Origin of the sequence: Streptomyces sp. NPDC058576 (assembly GCF_042718715.1) — a bacterium.
Classification (GTDB): Bacteria; Actinomycetota; Actinomycetes; order Streptomycetales; family Streptomycetaceae; genus Streptomyces.
Genome location: NZ_JBHXPF010000009.1, coordinates 141,041 through 156,743, shown reverse-complemented (window position 1 = coordinate 156,743; position 15,703 = coordinate 141,041). Strand labels below are relative to the sequence as shown.

11 protein-coding genes are annotated in these 15,703 nt (G+C 72.1%); 7 read left to right on the top strand and 4 right to left on the bottom strand.

The genetic code is table 11. From position 1 onward, the window contains the following. Window positions 1-9: 9 nt before the first annotated feature. Entirely contained in the window at window positions 10-1,461 is a 1,452-nt protein-coding gene (locus ACFWRV_RS10520; RefSeq protein WP_384331296.1) for an MFS transporter, read from the bottom strand. A gap of 473 nt (window positions 1,462-1,934) precedes the next feature. Between ACFWRV_RS10520 and ACFWRV_RS10515 the strand changes: the two genes are divergently transcribed. The 4 genes from ACFWRV_RS10515 (at window position 1,935) to ACFWRV_RS10500 (ending at window position 8,616) form a co-directional block, all read left to right on the top strand. Beyond that, window positions 1,935-2,867: a DUF3027 domain-containing protein gene (locus ACFWRV_RS10515; RefSeq protein ID WP_384331293.1), complete on the top strand. Its 933-nt coding sequence runs from the start codon at window positions 1,935-1,937 to the stop codon at window positions 2,865-2,867. A gap of 568 nt (window positions 2,868-3,435) precedes the next feature. Continuing rightward, window positions 3,436-6,642 carry a sacsin N-terminal ATP-binding-like domain-containing protein gene (locus ACFWRV_RS10510; protein ID WP_384331290.1) on the top strand — a complete coding sequence of 1,069 codons (3,207 nt, stop codon included), beginning with the start codon at window positions 3,436-3,438 and terminating at the stop codon, window positions 6,640-6,642. 154 nt (window positions 6,643-6,796) lie between these two features. Continuing rightward, the gene (locus tag ACFWRV_RS10505; RefSeq protein ID WP_384331287.1) at window positions 6,797-7,546 is read left to right on the top strand and encodes a calcium-binding protein; all 750 of its coding nucleotides are present in this window, start codon (window positions 6,797-6,799) and stop codon (window positions 7,544-7,546) included. A 191-nt stretch (window positions 7,547-7,737) separates the two neighbouring features. Next, window positions 7,738-8,616, top strand: a complete 879-nt coding sequence (locus ACFWRV_RS10500) for a calcium-binding protein (RefSeq protein ID WP_384331284.1) — start codon at window positions 7,738-7,740, stop codon at window positions 8,614-8,616. A 61-nt stretch (window positions 8,617-8,677) separates the two neighbouring features. Here the strand turns inward: ACFWRV_RS10500 and ACFWRV_RS10495 are convergent, their stop codons facing one another. Together ACFWRV_RS10495 and ACFWRV_RS10490 are read right to left on the bottom strand one after the other, a co-directional pair. Next, window positions 8,678-11,170 (bottom strand): HAD-IC family P-type ATPase, encoded by a 2,493-nt coding sequence (locus ACFWRV_RS10495; RefSeq protein ID WP_384331281.1) that lies wholly within the window; start codon window positions 11,168-11,170, stop codon window positions 8,678-8,680. Between the two features lie 178 nt (window positions 11,171-11,348). Continuing rightward, window positions 11,349-11,684, bottom strand: a complete 336-nt coding sequence (locus ACFWRV_RS10490) for a DUF2530 domain-containing protein (RefSeq protein ID WP_384331278.1) — start codon at window positions 11,682-11,684, stop codon at window positions 11,349-11,351. Window positions 11,685-11,895: 211 nt separating this feature from the next. Between ACFWRV_RS10490 and ACFWRV_RS10485 the strand changes: the two genes are divergently transcribed. After that, a complete protein-coding gene (locus tag ACFWRV_RS10485) occupies window positions 11,896-13,350 on the top strand; it encodes an NCS2 family permease (protein WP_384331275.1) in 1,455 nt (484 codons plus the stop codon). On the opposite strand, the gene ACFWRV_RS10480 is transcribed toward ACFWRV_RS10485, so the two are convergent. Continuing rightward, window positions 13,343-13,582 (bottom strand): hypothetical protein, encoded by a 240-nt coding sequence (locus ACFWRV_RS10480; RefSeq protein ID WP_384331272.1) that lies wholly within the window; start codon window positions 13,580-13,582, stop codon window positions 13,343-13,345. The two genes, ACFWRV_RS10485 and ACFWRV_RS10480, sit on opposite strands and share 8 nt — an antisense overlap. Before the next feature lie 134 nt (window positions 13,583-13,716). Between ACFWRV_RS10480 and ACFWRV_RS10475 the strand changes: the two genes are divergently transcribed. Then, window positions 13,717-14,157, top strand: a complete 441-nt coding sequence (locus ACFWRV_RS10475; RefSeq protein ID WP_006126571.1) for a MarR family winged helix-turn-helix transcriptional regulator — start codon at window positions 13,717-13,719, stop codon at window positions 14,155-14,157. A gap of 136 nt (window positions 14,158-14,293) precedes the next feature. Next, window positions 14,294-15,628, top strand: coding sequence for an MFS transporter (locus ACFWRV_RS10470; RefSeq protein ID WP_384331269.1), 1,335 nt, complete (start codon window positions 14,294-14,296; stop codon window positions 15,626-15,628). Window positions 15,629-15,703: the final 75 nt, after the last annotated feature.

Sequence of the window (15,703 nt, the reverse complement as noted above, 5' to 3'; positions counted from 1 at the left end):
CGCCTCGGCTCACGCCACGCGGGGGTGCGGCGTGCCGCGCCGCGCGGCCCCCAGGAGGCCCCGTACGGACGTGGCCGCGCCGAGCGCGAGGATGCCCGCGGCGACGGACATGCCGAGGACCGCGTTGAGCGGCAGGGCGATGCCGATACCGCCGCCGACGACCCACGCCATCTGGAGCAACGTCTCGGACCGGGCGAACGCGGACGTGCGGACCTCCTCGGGCACGTCCCGCTGGATCATCGCGTCGAGCGACAGTTTGGACAGGGCCTGGGTGAAGCCGGCGACCGCGCCGAGCGCGGCGACCAGCAGGGTGGAGAAGAACACCGCGGCGAGGACCGCCACGCTCAGGGCCAGGCCCAGCACGGTGGCGATGATCACCTCGGGGCCGCGTGCCCGCAGCCAGGAGCCCACCGCCGTACCGCAGGCGTTGCCGACCCCCGCCGCCACGCCGACGATGCCGAGCGAGACCGCCGCGCTCTGCCCGGCCAGCGGGTGCTCGCGCAGCAGGAACGCCAGGAAGAAGATGAGGAAGCCGGAGAGGGCCCGGTGCGCGGCGTTGGCCTGGAGCCCGTGCAGGACGGACCCGCCGACGGACCGCAGGCCCGGCGGCCGCTCCCTGGCCGGTTTCTCCCCGTTGCCGCGCCTGCGCAGCCCGGCCCGGGTGCTGCCCGTCCGCCCCGACGCCTTGCCGGGGGCGGGCCGCGGCACGGTCTCCTCGTGGTGCGGGACGATCAGCCGCGCCCGGCGCTCGCCCTTCGCGGAGTCGACCTTGTGCGGCAGGGTGAAGGCGAGGAAGGTGCCCGCGACGAAGATCGCGCAGGCGCCGTAGAGCGGCCAGGCGGAGCCGATGGCCTGGAGGCCGGCCCCGATCGGGGCCGCCACCCCGGTGGCCAGCAGCCCGGCCAGGGTGACCCGGGAGTTGGCCTTCACCAGGGAGAACTTCGGTGGCAGCAGCCGTGGCACCACCGCGCTGCGCACCACGCCGTACGCCTTCGACGAGACCAGGACGCCCAGCGCGGCCGGATACAGCTCCAGACCGCCCGTGGCGACCGCCCCCGACATGGTGATCGCGAGCAGCGCACGGGCCAGCATCGCCCCCGCCATCGCGGCGCGGCGGCCGTGCGGCAGCCGGTCCAGCAGTGGTCCGATCACCGGGGCGAGGAGGGTGAAGGGGGCCATGGTGATGGCGAGGTAGAGCGCCACCCGGCCGCGCGCCTCGTCCGTGGGCACGGAGAAGAAGACCGTGGAGGCGAGCGCGACCGTGATCATGACGTCGCCCGCGCCGTTCACCGCGTGCAGCTCGATCAGCTTGCCGAGACCGGATTCCCCCGCGCCGTGGGCGTGCGTCGCCTTGCGGATGGAGCGCGCCGTGCCGGTGAACGGGGCACGCAGGGCATGGCCGGTCGCCCGTCCCGCCCTGCGGAGCGGGCCGGGACCGTCGTGCGACCTGGCGGCAGTCACCCCGTCATAGTGCCCCAACCCTGGCCGGTATGAACGGTGATCGGCCGCGGACTCGCGTGGCACACCGTGGGTGACGCCCTGTCGGACGAGCGGCGTCGCGCCGTCCGCGGAGGCGCCCGGCGTCGTCCGTGGAGGCGTCCTGCGCTGTTCGTGGCCGTGCCCGGCGCCATGCCCTCACCGGCGTCTGCGGGAACCCGTCGGGAACGGATACGGCACGTTTGGGACGGGCAGGTGGGCGCAGAGCGGCGGAGAGGGTAGCGTGCGTAACGCGCCACCGGCGGTTGTTCTTGGCCGCGCGCCTCTCGGCGATCCCGCAGAATGGGTGGCAGAAGGCGCGCCCGAGGCAGGCACAACGGGTGTGGACGTCGACGCGGCCCCCAGGTCCGCTCCGCCCGCACTTGTCTGGCCGAAACGGCAATCGTGCAGCAGCTGGCGCGCTCGTGAGACTGGCGTATGGAGAGAAGCGAAGACCTGTGAGTGCTGCGACGACGACGCGAAGCCGTACGGCCCGTACCCCCGTTCCCGACCGCCTGTGCGCCGAGGCGGTGGACCTCGCGCGCGCGGCCGCCGAGGAGGCCGCCGCGCCCGGTGTGGTCGGTGAGCATGTCGGCGTGGTCTCCGAGGGGGACCGGGTCGTCACGCACTACTTCGAGGCGAAGGAGCCCGGCTACCGGGGCTGGCGCTGGGCGGTGACGGTGGCGCGGGCCTCCCGCGCGAAGAACGTCACCCTGGACGAAACGGTGCTGCTGCCGGGGACGGACGCGCTCCTGGCGCCGGAGTGGGTGCCGTGGAGCGAGCGGCTGCGCCCCGGCGACATGGGCCCGGGCGACCTGCTGCCCACCGAGGCGGAGGACCTGCGCCTGGAGCCCGGCTGGACCGGCGAGGACGAGCCGCCGCCGAACTCCGTGGTCTCCGACGAGCTGGCGGAGCTGGTCGACTCCGAGGACGCCGAGCTGACGGACCGGCCGGTGGCCGCCACCAGCCGTGGGTCCATCGCCGCGGTCGCGGACGAGCTGGGTACGCGCCGGGCGCGGGTGCTGTCCCGGTACGGGCTGTACGCGGCGGCCGACCGGTGGGACGAGGCGTTCGGCCCGAAGACTCCGATGGCCCAGGCGGCCCCGGCGACCTGCGTCAGCTGCGCGTTCCTGATCCCGATGGCGGGTTCGCTGAAGCAGGCCTTCGGCGTGTGCGCGAACGAGTTCGGCCCGGCGGACGGCCATGTGGTGTCGCTGGCGTACGGGTGCGGTGGGCACTCGGAGGCCGCCGTGATGCCGACGCCGCCGAAGCCGGCGCCGCATGCGCTGGACACGGTGCGGGTGGATGCGTATTCGCTGCGGGCGGAGCGGGGCGAGGGCTCGGTCCCGGCCGAGGCGGACGGTGCGTCGGAGGACCTGGGCCACTCCTGACGCTCCCGCCCGCTGAGGGGCCCGGGCTTGCGGTGCCCGGGAATCGCGGCACACCTCCGGCCGGTCCGGCCCCACCCCAGCCTGTCCGGCCCCACTCCAGCCTGTCCGGCGTTTGAGGACGGAATCCTTGTCCGGGTGGGCGGTCATTGGAACTGGTGCCTGGTGTGCAGGGTCTTGTGGCGGCATCCGGCACCATGTCGACGGTTCCGTCCTCAAGCGCCGGACGGGCTGGTTTTGGGTCCGGTGTTCCTTGCAGCCGGTCCGGCATCACCCCAGCCGGCCCGGCCCCACTCCAGCCTGTCCGGCGTTTGAGGACGGAACCCTTGTCCGGGTGGGCGGTCATCGGAGCTGGTGCCTGGTGTGCAGGGTCCTGTGGTGGTACCCGGCACCATGTCGACGGTTCCGTCCTCAAGCGCCGGACGGGCCTGGAAAGGCGCCGGATCGGGCGGGAGGGGCCCCGGGCGTCCCCAGGGTTGGGGGCGTGCCCCGCGCGCGCGGTACCTTCGGGCGCACACTGGGCGGCAGGCAGAGGCACGCCACCCCCACCACGGCGGACGGAGTCGACAGCGTGAGCATCAAGGCGACCGAGGGGGCCGATCCGTTCGGGACGGCACGGCTGAGGCGCGGCGTGCTTGACGCGTGGGGCGCCGGGCCCGCCCGGTTCCGGGAGGACGCCAACGCCGAGGAGGACCTCGCGCTCGGCGGCTACCGCGACCGCCTCGTCGTCGAGCTGGCCCAGAACGCCGCCGACGCCGCCGCCCGCGCGGGCACGCCCGGCCGGCTCCGCCTCACGCTGCACCCCGCCGCCTCCGGCGACCCGGACGCCCGCTGCGTGCTGGCCGCCGCCAACACCGGCGCGCCGCTCGACGCCACCGGCGTGGAGTCCCTGAGCACCCTGCGGGCCTCCGCCAAGCGCGAGGGCCACGAGTCCGCGGTGGGCCGCTTCGGCGTCGGGTTCGCCGCCGTCCTCGCGGTCAGCGACGAACCCGCGGTGCTCGGCCGGCACGGCGGGGTGCGCTGGTCGCTGGCCGAGGCCCGCGAGATGGCCCGCCAGGCGGCCGTCGGCTCCCCCGGCCTCGGGGACGAGCTGCGCCGCCGCGACGGACACGTACCGCTGCTGCGCCTGCCGCTCCCCGCCGAGGGCTCCGCGCCCGAGGCGTACGACACCGTCGTCGTGCTGCCACTGCGCGACGGCACCGCCGAGGACCTGGTGGCCCGGCTGCTGGCCGCCGTGGACGACGCCCTGCTCCTCACCCTGCCGGGCCTGGCCGAGGTCGTCATCGAGACCCCGGACGGGACCCGGACCCTGAGCCGCTCGGTGCACGGCCCGTACACGCACATCGACGACTCGGCGCACGGCCCGGGTCGCTGGCGCACCGTGTCCCACCACGGGCCCGTCGAGCCCGGCCTGCTCGCCGACCGGCCGGTCGAGGAGCGGCTGCGCCCGCACTGGTCGGTGACCTGGGCGGTGCCGGTCGACGAGTCCGGGGCCCCGCTCCACCCCCGCACGGCATCGGTCGTGCACGCCCCGACCCCCACCGACGAGCCCCTGGGCGTCCCCGCGCTGCTCATCGCCTCGCTCCCGCTCGACACCGCCCGCAGGCACCCCGCGCCGGGGCCGCTGACCGACTTCCTGGTGGAGCGGGCGGCCGACGCGTACGCGGAGCTGCTGGGCGACTGGCGGCCCGTGTCGACCGGGACCATCGACCTGGTGCCCGGCCAGCTCGGCAAGGGCGCGCTCGACGGCGCCCTGCGCGGTGCGATCCTCGCCCGGCTGCCCCGGGTCGCGTTCCTGGAGCCCGCCGCCCCCCGCGACCCGGAGGCGGAGCAGGGCTGGGCGGACGACTGGGACCGTACGGAGACCGCCCCCGACACCTCCGCCCTGCGGCCCGTCGAGGCCGAGGTCGTCGAGGGCGTCGGCGCGGAGACCGTGAAGGTGCTCGCCGAGGTGCTGCCCTGTCTGCTGCCCGCCGGCCTTGAGCGCCGCCCCGAGCTGCGCACGCTCGGCGTCGCCCGGGTCCCCCTCACGGAGGCCATCGACCGCCTCGCCGGTCTGGAGCGCGACCCCGCCTGGTGGCACCGGCTCTACGACAGCCTCGCGGGCATCGACCCCGACCGGCTCACCGGTCTCCCGGTCCCGCTCGCGGGCGACCCGGAGGACGAGTCGGCGGGCCGTCCGCCGCGCACCACGATCGGGCCGCGCCAGATCCTGCTGCCTCTCCCGGACGCGCTGACCGGTCCCGTCCTCGCCCGCCTCTCCCGGCTCGGGCTGAAGGTCGCCCACCCGGACGCCGCCCACCCGCTGCTGGAGAAGCTCGGAGCCCTGCCCGCCACGCCCCGCGCTGTGCTGACGACCCCTCAGGTGCGGGCCGCCGTCGCCGGATCGCTGGACGCGGGGGAGATCTGGGACGAGGACGCACTCGACGGCGACGAGCTGGCCGAGACGGTCCTCACGCTCGTGCGCGACGCCGAGCTGGCCCCCGGCGACGAGCCGTGGCTCGGTGCGCTCGCCCTCCCCGACGAGGAGGGTGAGCCCGCCCCCGCCGGCGAACTGGTCCTTCCCGGGAGCGCGTTCGCGCAGATCATGCGCGAGGGGGAACTCGCACTCACCGATCAGGAGTTGGCCGAGCGCTGGGGCGAGGGGCCGCTCACCGCCTGCGGGGTGCTCGCCACCTTCGCCCTCGTACGGGCCACCGACGTCGTCCTGGACCCCGACGAACTGGAGCCCCGCGACAGCGACTTCGCCGAGCCCGACGACGCCGGGCTGCTGGATGCCGTGGACGTGTGGTGCGAGGACCTGCTCGACCAGCTGCCCGAGACCCCGGTGCCGCCGGTCGCCACCGAGATCGTCGCCGTACGGGATCTGGACCTGGTGGACGACGACGCCTGGCCGCAGGCGCTCGCGCTGCTGGCGCAGCCGCCGTTGCGCGACGCGCTGACACAGCCGGTGCGGGTGCTGCTCCCGGACGGTACGACGCAGTCCGTGCGCCCGTACACCGCCTGGTGGCTGCGCGACCACCCCGTACTGGACGGCCGCCGTCCCGCCGGACTCCGCGCGGCCGGTGGTGACCCGCGCCTGGCCGGGCTGTACGACGCGGTGGACGCGACCGGCTTCGACGACGCCGAGGTGCTGCGGGCCCTCGGCGTGCGGACCTCGGTCGCCGCGCTCCTGGACGAGCCGGGCGGTGCGGCCGAGCTGCTGGGCCGGCTCGCCGACGAGGACCGCCCCGTCACCCCCGTACAGCTGCACGCGCTCTACACGGCCCTCGCCGAACTCGACCCGGACCAGGTGACGTTGCCGGACGAGCTGCGGGCGGTGGTCGACGGGGAGGTGGCGGTGGTCGACGCGGCGGACGCCGTGATCGCGGACGCCCCGGACGTGCTGCCCCTGACGGCGGGCCTGCCCCTGCTCCCCGTAGCCCCGTCGCGCGCGGCCGAGCTGGCCGATCTCCTCCAGGTGCGACGCCTGGGCGAGGCGATCGAGGCGGACGTCACCAGCGCGGGCGAGGAGCACCGGGTACCGGAGTCGGTGCGCACGCTGCTCGGTGCCGCCACCCCCGACACGTACATCGAGTACCCCGAACTGCGGGCGGGCGGCGTCGAACTGGACTGGCGCCGCACCCCGGACGGGGCCGTGCACGCCTCGACCCTGGAGGGCGTCGCGGCGGGGCTGGCGTGGGCGGCCGGGCAGTGGCCCCGCCGCTTCGAGGTCGCGGCCCTGCTGGAGGACCCGTCGCGTACGGATGAGCTGGCGCGGGACCGCTGGTTCGACTGAGCAGGCACGGGGGAGCGGATGCGTCTCCATCATTTCTCCGCAAGCGTGTACAACCCTTCACATCGGTCACGTGTCTGTTCTGTCGGATCGCCAATCGGCCGACCGGCCCGGCTCGTTGAGCACGGGGACCGGTCCCGTACTTCTCGGGGAACACATGCGCATACGCACCACCGCCGCGACGGCCGCTGTCGTCGGCGCCCTGGCCCTGTCCGCCGTCGCCGTGCCCTCGGCCCAGGCCGACGGCCGCTACGGGGACATCGCCATCACCAAGGTGACGGTCAACGGCGGCGAGAACGTGATTGTCGGCACCTCCGCCGTGGAGAAGTTCTCCGTCACCGTCAAGGCCGCGGACGACTCGGGCATCGAGGCCGCCGACATCAATCTCCGTGGCCCCGCCTTCGGATACCTGTCGACGAGCGACACCCAGTGCTCGGGCAGCACCTGCACGGCGAAGTTCGTCGTCGACCCGAAGGTCGACCTCCTCTACAGCAACGACACCGCCGGGACCTGGTACGTCGACGCGTGGGTGGACGCCTACGACGGGGACTTCGTCTGGACCGAGAAGGCCAAGTCGTTCAAGCTCCAGCGCGCGTCCAAGATCACGGCGAATGCGTCGCCGGAGCCGGTGAAGAAGGGCAAGACCATCACCGTCACGGGCAAGCTGACCCGCGCCAACTGGGACACGTTCAAGTACCACGGCTACTCCAACCAGTCGGTGAAGCTCCAGTTCAAGAAGAAGGGGGCCAAGAGCTACACGACGGTGAAGACCGTCAAGACCAGCTCCACCGGTGCCCTGAAGACCACCGTCAAGGCCTCGGCCGACGGTCACTGGCGCTACAGCTTCGCGGGTACCTCCACCACCCCGGCCGTCTCGGCCGGCGGCGACTATCTCGACGTGAAGTAGCGGTTTTCGCCGTGAAGTAGTGGTCGCGCGGCCACCTCGCGGGGTCTTCACGAAAAAGTCACAGACCGTACAACCGTCCGAGTGATTCGCATGTCTGTTCCTGTGAGCCAAACAGGTTCACAGGAACAGACGGGTCCCGCCGGGCCGGTGACGCAAGCGCGCCCCGGGGCCCCTTCTCCACTTGGGGACACATGCGTATCCGTGCCACCGTGGCCGCCGTTTCCGGCGCCCTGGCCCTTTCCGCTCTTGCCGTACCGGCCGTTCAGGCCGACGAGAGGCCCGACGCGGGCCTGAGCCTGCCGTCCGGCGCCGATGTCTTCGCCGCCGAGTCCGGCGCGTCCACCGCCAAGGCCCGCGCCCCCCGTGCCGCGGAAGTGCCCGTCATCAAGAAGGTCGTCGTCAACGGCGGCAAGGACATCGTGGTGGGCACGAAGTCCAAGCAGAAGTTCACCATCGCGATCACGGCCTCGTCGCCGTCCGGCATCGACGACGCGTTCGCCTACCTGTGGCACGGTCACATCGACGAGGTCGACGGCCTCCTCGCTCCCACCCAGCAGGTCGGCAGCTGCAAGGTCTCGGCCGACCCGACCACCTCCACCTGCACCGTCTCGATCACGGTCGACCCGCGGTCCGACGACCTCTACACGAGCAGCCTCGCCGGCACCTGGAACGTCGCCGCCGGAGCGCTCGCGGGCAGCCGCGGCAAGGAGGACTTCGTCTGGAACGACTTCCACGCCAAGTCCCGCGTCCAGCGGTTCTCCAAGCTGACCGTGAACGCCTCCCCGGAGCCGGTGAAGAAGGGCAAGACCCTCACCGTGACCGGCAAGCTCACGCGCGCCAACTGGGACACCCTCACGTACAAGGGCTACACCGGCCAGCCCGTGAAGCTCCAGTTCAAGAAGAAGGGGGCCAAGAGCTACACGACGGTGAAGACCGTCAAGACCAGCTCCACCGGCACCCTGAAGACCACCGTCAAGGCCTCGGCCGACGGTCACTGGCGCTACAGCTTCGCCGGTACGTCCACCACCCCGGCCGTCTCGGCCGGCGGTGACTTCGTCGACGTGAAGTAACACCCGGTACGCAAAAGCCCCCGGGAGGACGGTGATCCTCCCGGGGGCTTCCGCGTCCCTCTCACATCCCGAAGCGCCGCCCCACAAGGCGCCAGACGAACTCCAGCAGGGCGGACGCCGCCACCGCGATGCCCACCGCCGTCCACGGCAGCGTCGTGCCGACCAGCTTCAGCGCGAAGAAGTCCTGGAGCCACGGCACCACGAGCACGATCAGGAAGCCGAGCCCCATCGCCGCCACCAGGCCGATGCGCCACCAGGTGTACGGGCGGGCGATGATCGCCAGGACCCACATCGCGACCAGGAACAGCGTCAGCGTCGCCGCGCTCGTCTCGGCCGCCAGCGCGCCCTCGCCGCTGTAGTGGTGGCGTGCCACCAGGTACGTGGTGAAGGTGGCCGCCGCCGCGATGACGCCCGAGGGCATCGCGTACCGCATGACCCGGCGTACGAAGTGGGGCTGGGCCCGCTCCTTGTTGGGCGCGAGCGCCAGGAAGAACGCGGGGACGCCGATGGTCAGCGTGGCCAGCAGCGTCAGGTGCCTCGGCAGGAACGGGTACTCCACCTGGGTGCAGACCACCAGGATCGCCAGCAGCACCGAGTAGACCGTCTTGGTCAGGAAGAGCGTCGCGACCCGGGTGATGTTGCCGATCACCCGGCGGCCCTCGGCGACGACGGACGGCAGCGTCGCGAAGCTGTTGTTCAGCAGCACGATCTGCGCCACCGCACGGGTGGCCTCGGAGCCCGAGCCCATCGAGACGCCGATGTCGGCGTCCTTGAGGGCGAGGACGTCGTTGACGCCGTCGCCGGTCATCGCGACCGTGTGGCCGCGCGACTGGAGGGCGGCCACCATGTCCCGCTTCTGCTGCGGGGTGACCCGGCCGAACACCGCGTTCTGCTCCATGGCGGTGGCCATCTCGTCCGGGTCGCTGGGCAGCCGGCGGGCGTCCAGGGTGTTCTCGGCGCCCGCGAGGCCCAGCTTCCCGGCGACCGCGCCGACCGAGACCGCGTTGTCGCCGGAGATGACCTTGGTGGCCACGTTCTGGTCGGCGAAGTAGGCCAGCGTGTCGCCCGCGTCCGGCCGCAGCCGCTGCTCCAGGACGACCAGGGCGGTGGGGGCGGCTCCGGCGGCCGCGCCGGGCGCGTCCAGGTCGTCGCCCCGCACCCGGGCCAGCAGCAGCACCCGCAGGCCCTGCTGGTTGAGCTGCTCGATCTCGGTGAGGGTCGCGTCGCCCTCGGGCAGCAGGACGTCGGGCGCGCCGAGCAGCCAGGCGGAGGCCGTCCCGTCGGCCTCGGCGAACGCCGCGCCGCTGTACTTGCGGGCGGAGGAGAACGGCATCGCGTCGGTGACCGCCCAGGCGGTTTCGTCCTCCTGCGGGTACGCGTCGATGATGGCCTGGAGGCTGGCGTTGGGCCGGGGGTCCGACGCGCCGAACGTCCGCAGCACCTGCTGGACGTGGGCCTGGTCGCCCCCGTTCAGCGGCCGGACCTCCGTGACGTCCATGCCGCCCTCGGTCAGCGTGCCCGTCTTGTCCAGGCAGACCACGTCGACCCGGGCGAGCCCCTCGATGGCGGGCAGCTCCTGCACCAGGCACTGCTTGCGGCCGAGGCGTACGACACCGATCGCGAAGGCCACCGAGGTGAGGAGCACCAGCCCTTCGGGGATCATCGGGACGATGCCGCCGACGGTCCGGGCGACGGAGTCCTTGAAGTTGTTGTCCTTCACGACGAGCTGGCTGATGATCAGCCCGATCGCCGTCGGCACCATCATCCACGTGACGTACTTCAGGATCGTGCTGATGCCGCTGCGCAGCTCCGAGTGGACGAGGGTGAAGCGCGACGCCTCCTCGGCCAGCTGGGCCGCGTACGCCTCGCGGCCCACCTTGGTCGCGGTGAAGGCCCCGCCGCCCGCGACGACGAAGCTGCCCGACATCACCGGGTCACCCGCCCGCTTGAGCACCGGGTCGGCCTCCCCGGTCAGCAGCGACTCGTCGATCTCCAGGCTGTCGGCCTCGGCGACCGCGCCGTCCACGACCACCTTGTCTCCGGGCCCCAGCTCGATCACGTCCCCGAGGACGATCTCGGAGGTGGAGATCTCGGCGGCGACCCCGTCGCGCCGCACGGTCGGCTTCGCCTCGCCGATCACCGCGAGGCTGTCCAGGGTCTTCTTGGCCCGCCACTCCTGGATGATGCCGATGCCGGTGTTGGCGACGATCACGAAGCCGAAGAGGCTGTCCTGGATCGGCGCGACGAACAGCATGATCACCCAGAGCACGCCGATGATCAGGTTGAACCGGGTGAGGACGTTGGCCCGGACGATCTCGGTGACCGAGCGCGAGGAGCGTACGGGTACGTCGTTGACCTCGCCGCGCGCGACCCGTTCGGCGACCTCGGCGGTGCTCAGACCGCCCGGCCGGGGGGCCGGCGGCGGTGGCTCCATGGGGTGCACGGGATCGAGTTCCGCCCCCGCGTCGATCATGGGCGGCCGGGAGCTTCCGGGGTTGTGCCTGCCGGGTCCGGGGGTCTGCTCCCCGGAGGAATCGAGTGCCCGCTGCGTCATGGTTCCGACGGTACGGGCGTGCGCGGCGAATCACCCACCGGAGGGTCGAAGATCCGACCAGGGGTGGATGAAGTCGGTCCCGAGGTCGTACGGAAGTCCGTCGTAACGGAGGTCTCTCGGGGAGTGGCCGGCAGGCGGTCGCTCGGAGGCGTCCCGCGGAGACCGCGGGGAGTCGCCGTCAGGCGGTCCGGTCCGCGCGGCCGGCCTGGGCGCCACCGCCGAGCGCCCTGTCCGCCGCCTCGGCCCCGGCGGCGTCCTTGACCTCGGCCCGGGCCGCGTGGCGCTTGAGGGCGGCGTCGCGCCCGCGGACGTACCAGATCCCGATCAGGCCGAGTCCGGCGCCGGCCAGCGGGGTCCACACCCACCAGGTGTGGCCGCGGTCGGCGAACCAGCCGTAGAAGGGGAGCTGGGCGAGGAAGAGGACGAACCAGAGGATCGTGCCGCCGATGACGGTGGCGACGACGGGGCCCTCCAGGGGTTCGGGCGCCTCGTGCTTCGGTGTCCACTTCTCCATGCGTTCAGTGTATGGGGCCACCCGATCAGGGGTGAACGGGCCGGACGGCCCCGGGAGCCACGCGGGTCTACGCGCGGAGATAGCGATCTTCGCTTGATGTATTCATACTGAATCTGCTTTGGGTTGGCTCGATTTGTTCGTCCGAACATCCAATTTCGATCACCTTTCGCTCATCGCACCCACCCCTCTCTACGTACGACTGAGGTCATCCATGCCCCCCTCGGCCACCGCTCCGGTCGACTCCCCGCCCCCCTCGGCTCCACAGCCCCAGGGCAGCCTGGACCGGTTCTTCAAGATCTCCGAGCGGGGGTCGACCGTCGCCCGCGAGTTCCGCGGCGGGTTCGCCACGTTCTTCGCGATGGCGTACATCATCGTGCTCAACCCGATCATCCTGGGCAGCGCGAAGGACATGTACGGCAACCAGCTCGACAACGGTCAGCTGGTCACCGCCACCGTGCTCTCCGCCGCCTTCTCCACGCTGCTGATGGGCGTCATCGGCAATGTGCCGATCGCGCTCGCCGCCGGCCTCGGCGTCAACACCGTCGTCGCGCTCCAGCTCGCCCCCCGGATGAGCTGGCCGGACGCGATGGGCATGGTCGTCCTCGCGGGCGTCGTGGTGATGCTGCTGGTCGCCACCGGGCTGCGGGAACGCGTCATGAACGCCGTGCCGAGGTCGCTCCGCAAGGGCATCGCGATCGGCATCGGCCTGTTCATCCTGCTGATCGGCCTGGTCGACTCCGGCTTCGTCTCGCGCATCCCGGACGCGGCCATGACCACCGTGCCGCTCCAGCTCGGCGGCGACGGCCACCTCGACGGCTGGCCGGTGCTCGTCTTCGTCCTCGGCGCCCTGCTCACGCTCGCGCTGATCGTGCGCAAGGTGCCCGGCGCGATCCTGATCTCGATCGTCGCCATGACCGTCGTGGCCGTGGTCATCGACGCGGTGGCGGGCCTGCCCGACGGGGCGTGGGGTCTGACGACGCCCGCGTGGCCGGGCAACCCGGTCTCCGCGCCGGACTTCGGGCTGCTCGGCGAGGTCAGCCTGTTCGGCGGCTTCGAGAAGGTCGGCTATCTGACCGGCGTCCTGTTCGTCTTCACGGTGCTGCTTTCCTGCTTCTTCGACGCGATGGGCACCATCCTGGGCGTCGGCGACGAGGCGAAGCTGATGGACCGGGACGGCAACTTCCCCGGCATCAACAAGGTGCTGCTGGTGGACGGCGTCGCGGTCGCCGCGGGCGGTGCGAGCTCCTCCTCCGCCACCACGTGCTTCGTGGAGTCCACCGCGGGCGTCGGCGAGGGCGCCCGCACCGGACTGGCGAGCGTGGTGACCGGTCTGCTCTTCTCGGTGGCGCTGTTCCTCACACCGCTGGCGACCATGGTCCCGTCGCAGGCGGCCACTCCCGCGCTGCTGGCGGTCGGCTTCCTGATCATCGCGGGCTCGGTGCGGGACATCGACTGGAGCGACTACACGCTCGCGGTCCCGGCGTTCCTCGCGATGGTGATGATGCCGTTCACGTACTCGATCACCAACGGCATCGGCATCGGCTTCGTCGCCTTCTCCGTGCTGCGCCTGGCGGCCGGCCGCGGCCGTGAGGTGCCGGTGGCCATGTACGTGGTGTCGGCGGTGTTCGTCTTCTACTACGCGATGCCGGCGCTCGGCCTCACGTGATCGGTGGCGTCACGCTCCCTCTGGAGACGATCGGAGGCGTCACGCTTCCTCCGGCGTCGCCGTAGAACTTCTCCGTCTCCTCGACGGCCGTCTTGAAACGTTCGTCGAAGTCGTCGCGAATGAGCGTCCGGACCACATAGTCCTGGACGCTCATTCCGCGTTTCGCGGCGTGCTGCCGAAGCCGGTCGAGCAGCTCACCGTCTATCCGCAGGCTGAGCACTGTCGATCCCATGTCCAGCAGGGTCGCCGCCCCGGAGCGCTCTGTGCGTCACTTTCCGCCGCCAACTCACTCGTTCGGGTGATCAGTTTTCCGCGCGTGTACCATCGGGTGGTATTTAGGTTGGGTAATGAGTTACGCTAACAAACATGCCTGACCTGATCCACGACGGCGACAGTGCCGCCGCCGTGAGCTCCCTCCGCTCCGCCGTGATGCTGCTGGGCCGTCGACTGAAGCACCAGCGGGTCGACGAGTCGCTGAGCCCCACCGAGATGTCGGTGCTCGGCACCCTCGCCCGCTGCGGCTCGGCCACCCCCGGTGAGCTGGCCCGCAAGGAGCACGTGCAGCCGCCGTCGATGACCCGCATCGTCGCGTTGCTGGAGGCGAAGGGGCTGGTCAGGCTGGAACCGCACCCCGATGACCGTCGGCAGAAGAGAGTCAGCCAGACCGAGCAGGCCGAGGCCATGCTCGCGGAGAGCCGCACCAAGCGGAACGCCTGGCTGGCCCACCTCGCCGAGGGCCTGGACGAGGACGAGTGGGAGACGCTTCGGGCCGCCGCGCCCGTGTTGGAGAAGCTCGCCCACCTGTGACCCCACGGGCGCGCCGACGGTGACCCGCCGCCGGGCCGGACGCATGACGTCCGGTCCGCCCCGGTCCGCCGCCGGAGCGCCCGTCGTCACGTCCTCGTCGGACCGAACGCCGCGACGCCCGAGGAGGCGAACCCTTTTGAGTACGGGATCCGGAGCAGACTCCGCCCCCGCACCGACTTCCACCCACGAGAGCAAGACCGGCGGGACCTTCTCGTCGCTGAAGATCCGTAACTACCGCCTGTTCGCCACGGGCGCCGTGATCTCCAACACCGGTACCTGGATGTCCCGCATCACGCAGGACTGGCTCGTGCTGAGCCTGACGGGTTCCGCGACGGCCGTCGGCATCACCACGGCCCTCCAGTTCCTTCCCATGCTGCTTTTCGGCCTCTACGGCGGCGTCATAGCCGACCGCCTCCCGAAGCGGCAGATCCTGCTCGTCAGCCAGGCCATGCTCGGCCTGTGCGGCATCGCCCTGGCCGTCCTGACCCTCTCCGGGGTCGTCGAGGTCTGGCATGTCTACCTGGTCGCGTTCCTGCTCGGCATGGTGACCGTCGTCGACAACCCGGCCCGCCAGTCGTTCGTCTCCGAGATGGTCGGCCCGGCGCAACTGCGCAACGCGGTCAGCCTGAACTCGGCGAACTTCCAGTCCGCCCGGCTCATCGGCCCCGCGGTTGCGGGCGTCCTGATCACCACGGTCGGCAGCGGCTGGGCGTTCCTGCTCAACGGTCTGTCCTTCCTCGCCCCGCTCGTCGGCCTGCTGATGATGCGGACGAACGAGCTGCACGCCTCGGTGACCGTGCCCCGCGCCAAGGGCCAGCTCCGCGAGGGCCTGCGCTACGTTCGCGGCCGCCCCGAGCTGGTCTGGCCGATCGTCCTGGTCGGCTTCGTCGGCACGTTCGGCTTCAACTTCCCGATCTGGCTGACCGCCTTCGCCGACGAGATCTTCGACGGCGGCGCGGGCATGTACTCCTTCTTCAACATCCTGATGGCGGCCGGTTCGCTGGCCGGCGCCCTGCTCTCGGCCCGCCGCCGCTCCACCCGGCTGCGGATGCTGGTGGCGGCCGGCACGGCCTTCGGGCTGCTGGAGATCGCCGCCTCGCTGTCCCCGTCGGTCTGGCTCTTCTCGATCCTGCTGGTCCCGATCGGCATGCTCGGCCTGACGACGAACATCACCGCGAACACGAGCGTCCAGATGGCCGCCGACCCGGAGATGCGGGGCCGGGTGATGAGCCTGTACATGATGGTCTTCGCCGGGGGTACGCCGGTGGGCGCCCCGATCGTCGGCTGGATCAGCGACACGTACGGCGCCCGCGTCGGCTTCGCGGCCGGTGGCGCGATCTCGGTGGTCGCCGCCCTGGCGGTCGGCTTCGCCCTCGCCCGCGTCGGCGGCCTCCGCCTGAAGGTCGACCTCCGCCCGGGCCGCCCGCACGTCCGCTTCGTCCCGCGCGAGCAGCTGGCGACGGCGGCGTGAGCCATGGGAAAGGCGCCCTTCCCCGGAGCGGGGGAGGGCGCCTTTCGCGCGCTTGCCGGGGTACGGGGTCAGTCG

Excerpts from the sequence above, each read along its gene's own strand:
- ACFWRV_RS10505 (WP_384331287.1), top strand. The coding sequence starts at position 6,797 with ATGCGCATACGCACCACCGCCGCGACGGCCGCTGTCGTCGGCGCCCTG.
- ACFWRV_RS10500 (WP_384331284.1), top strand. The coding sequence starts at position 7,738 with ATGCGTATCCGTGCCACCGTGGCCGCCGTTTCCGGCGCCCTGGCCCTT.
- ACFWRV_RS10495 (WP_384331281.1), bottom strand. The coding sequence starts at position 11,170 with ATGACGCAGCGGGCACTCGATTCCTCCGGGGAGCAGACCCCCGGACCC.
- ACFWRV_RS10490 (WP_384331278.1), bottom strand. The coding sequence starts at position 11,684 with ATGGAGAAGTGGACACCGAAGCACGAGGCGCCCGAACCCCTGGAGGGC.
- ACFWRV_RS10485 (WP_384331275.1), top strand. The coding sequence starts at position 11,896 with ATGCCCCCCTCGGCCACCGCTCCGGTCGACTCCCCGCCCCCCTCGGCT.
- ACFWRV_RS10480 (WP_384331272.1), bottom strand. The coding sequence starts at position 13,582 with ATGGGATCGACAGTGCTCAGCCTGCGGATAGACGGTGAGCTGCTCGAC.
- ACFWRV_RS10475 (WP_006126571.1), top strand. The coding sequence starts at position 13,717 with ATGCCTGACCTGATCCACGACGGCGACAGTGCCGCCGCCGTGAGCTCC.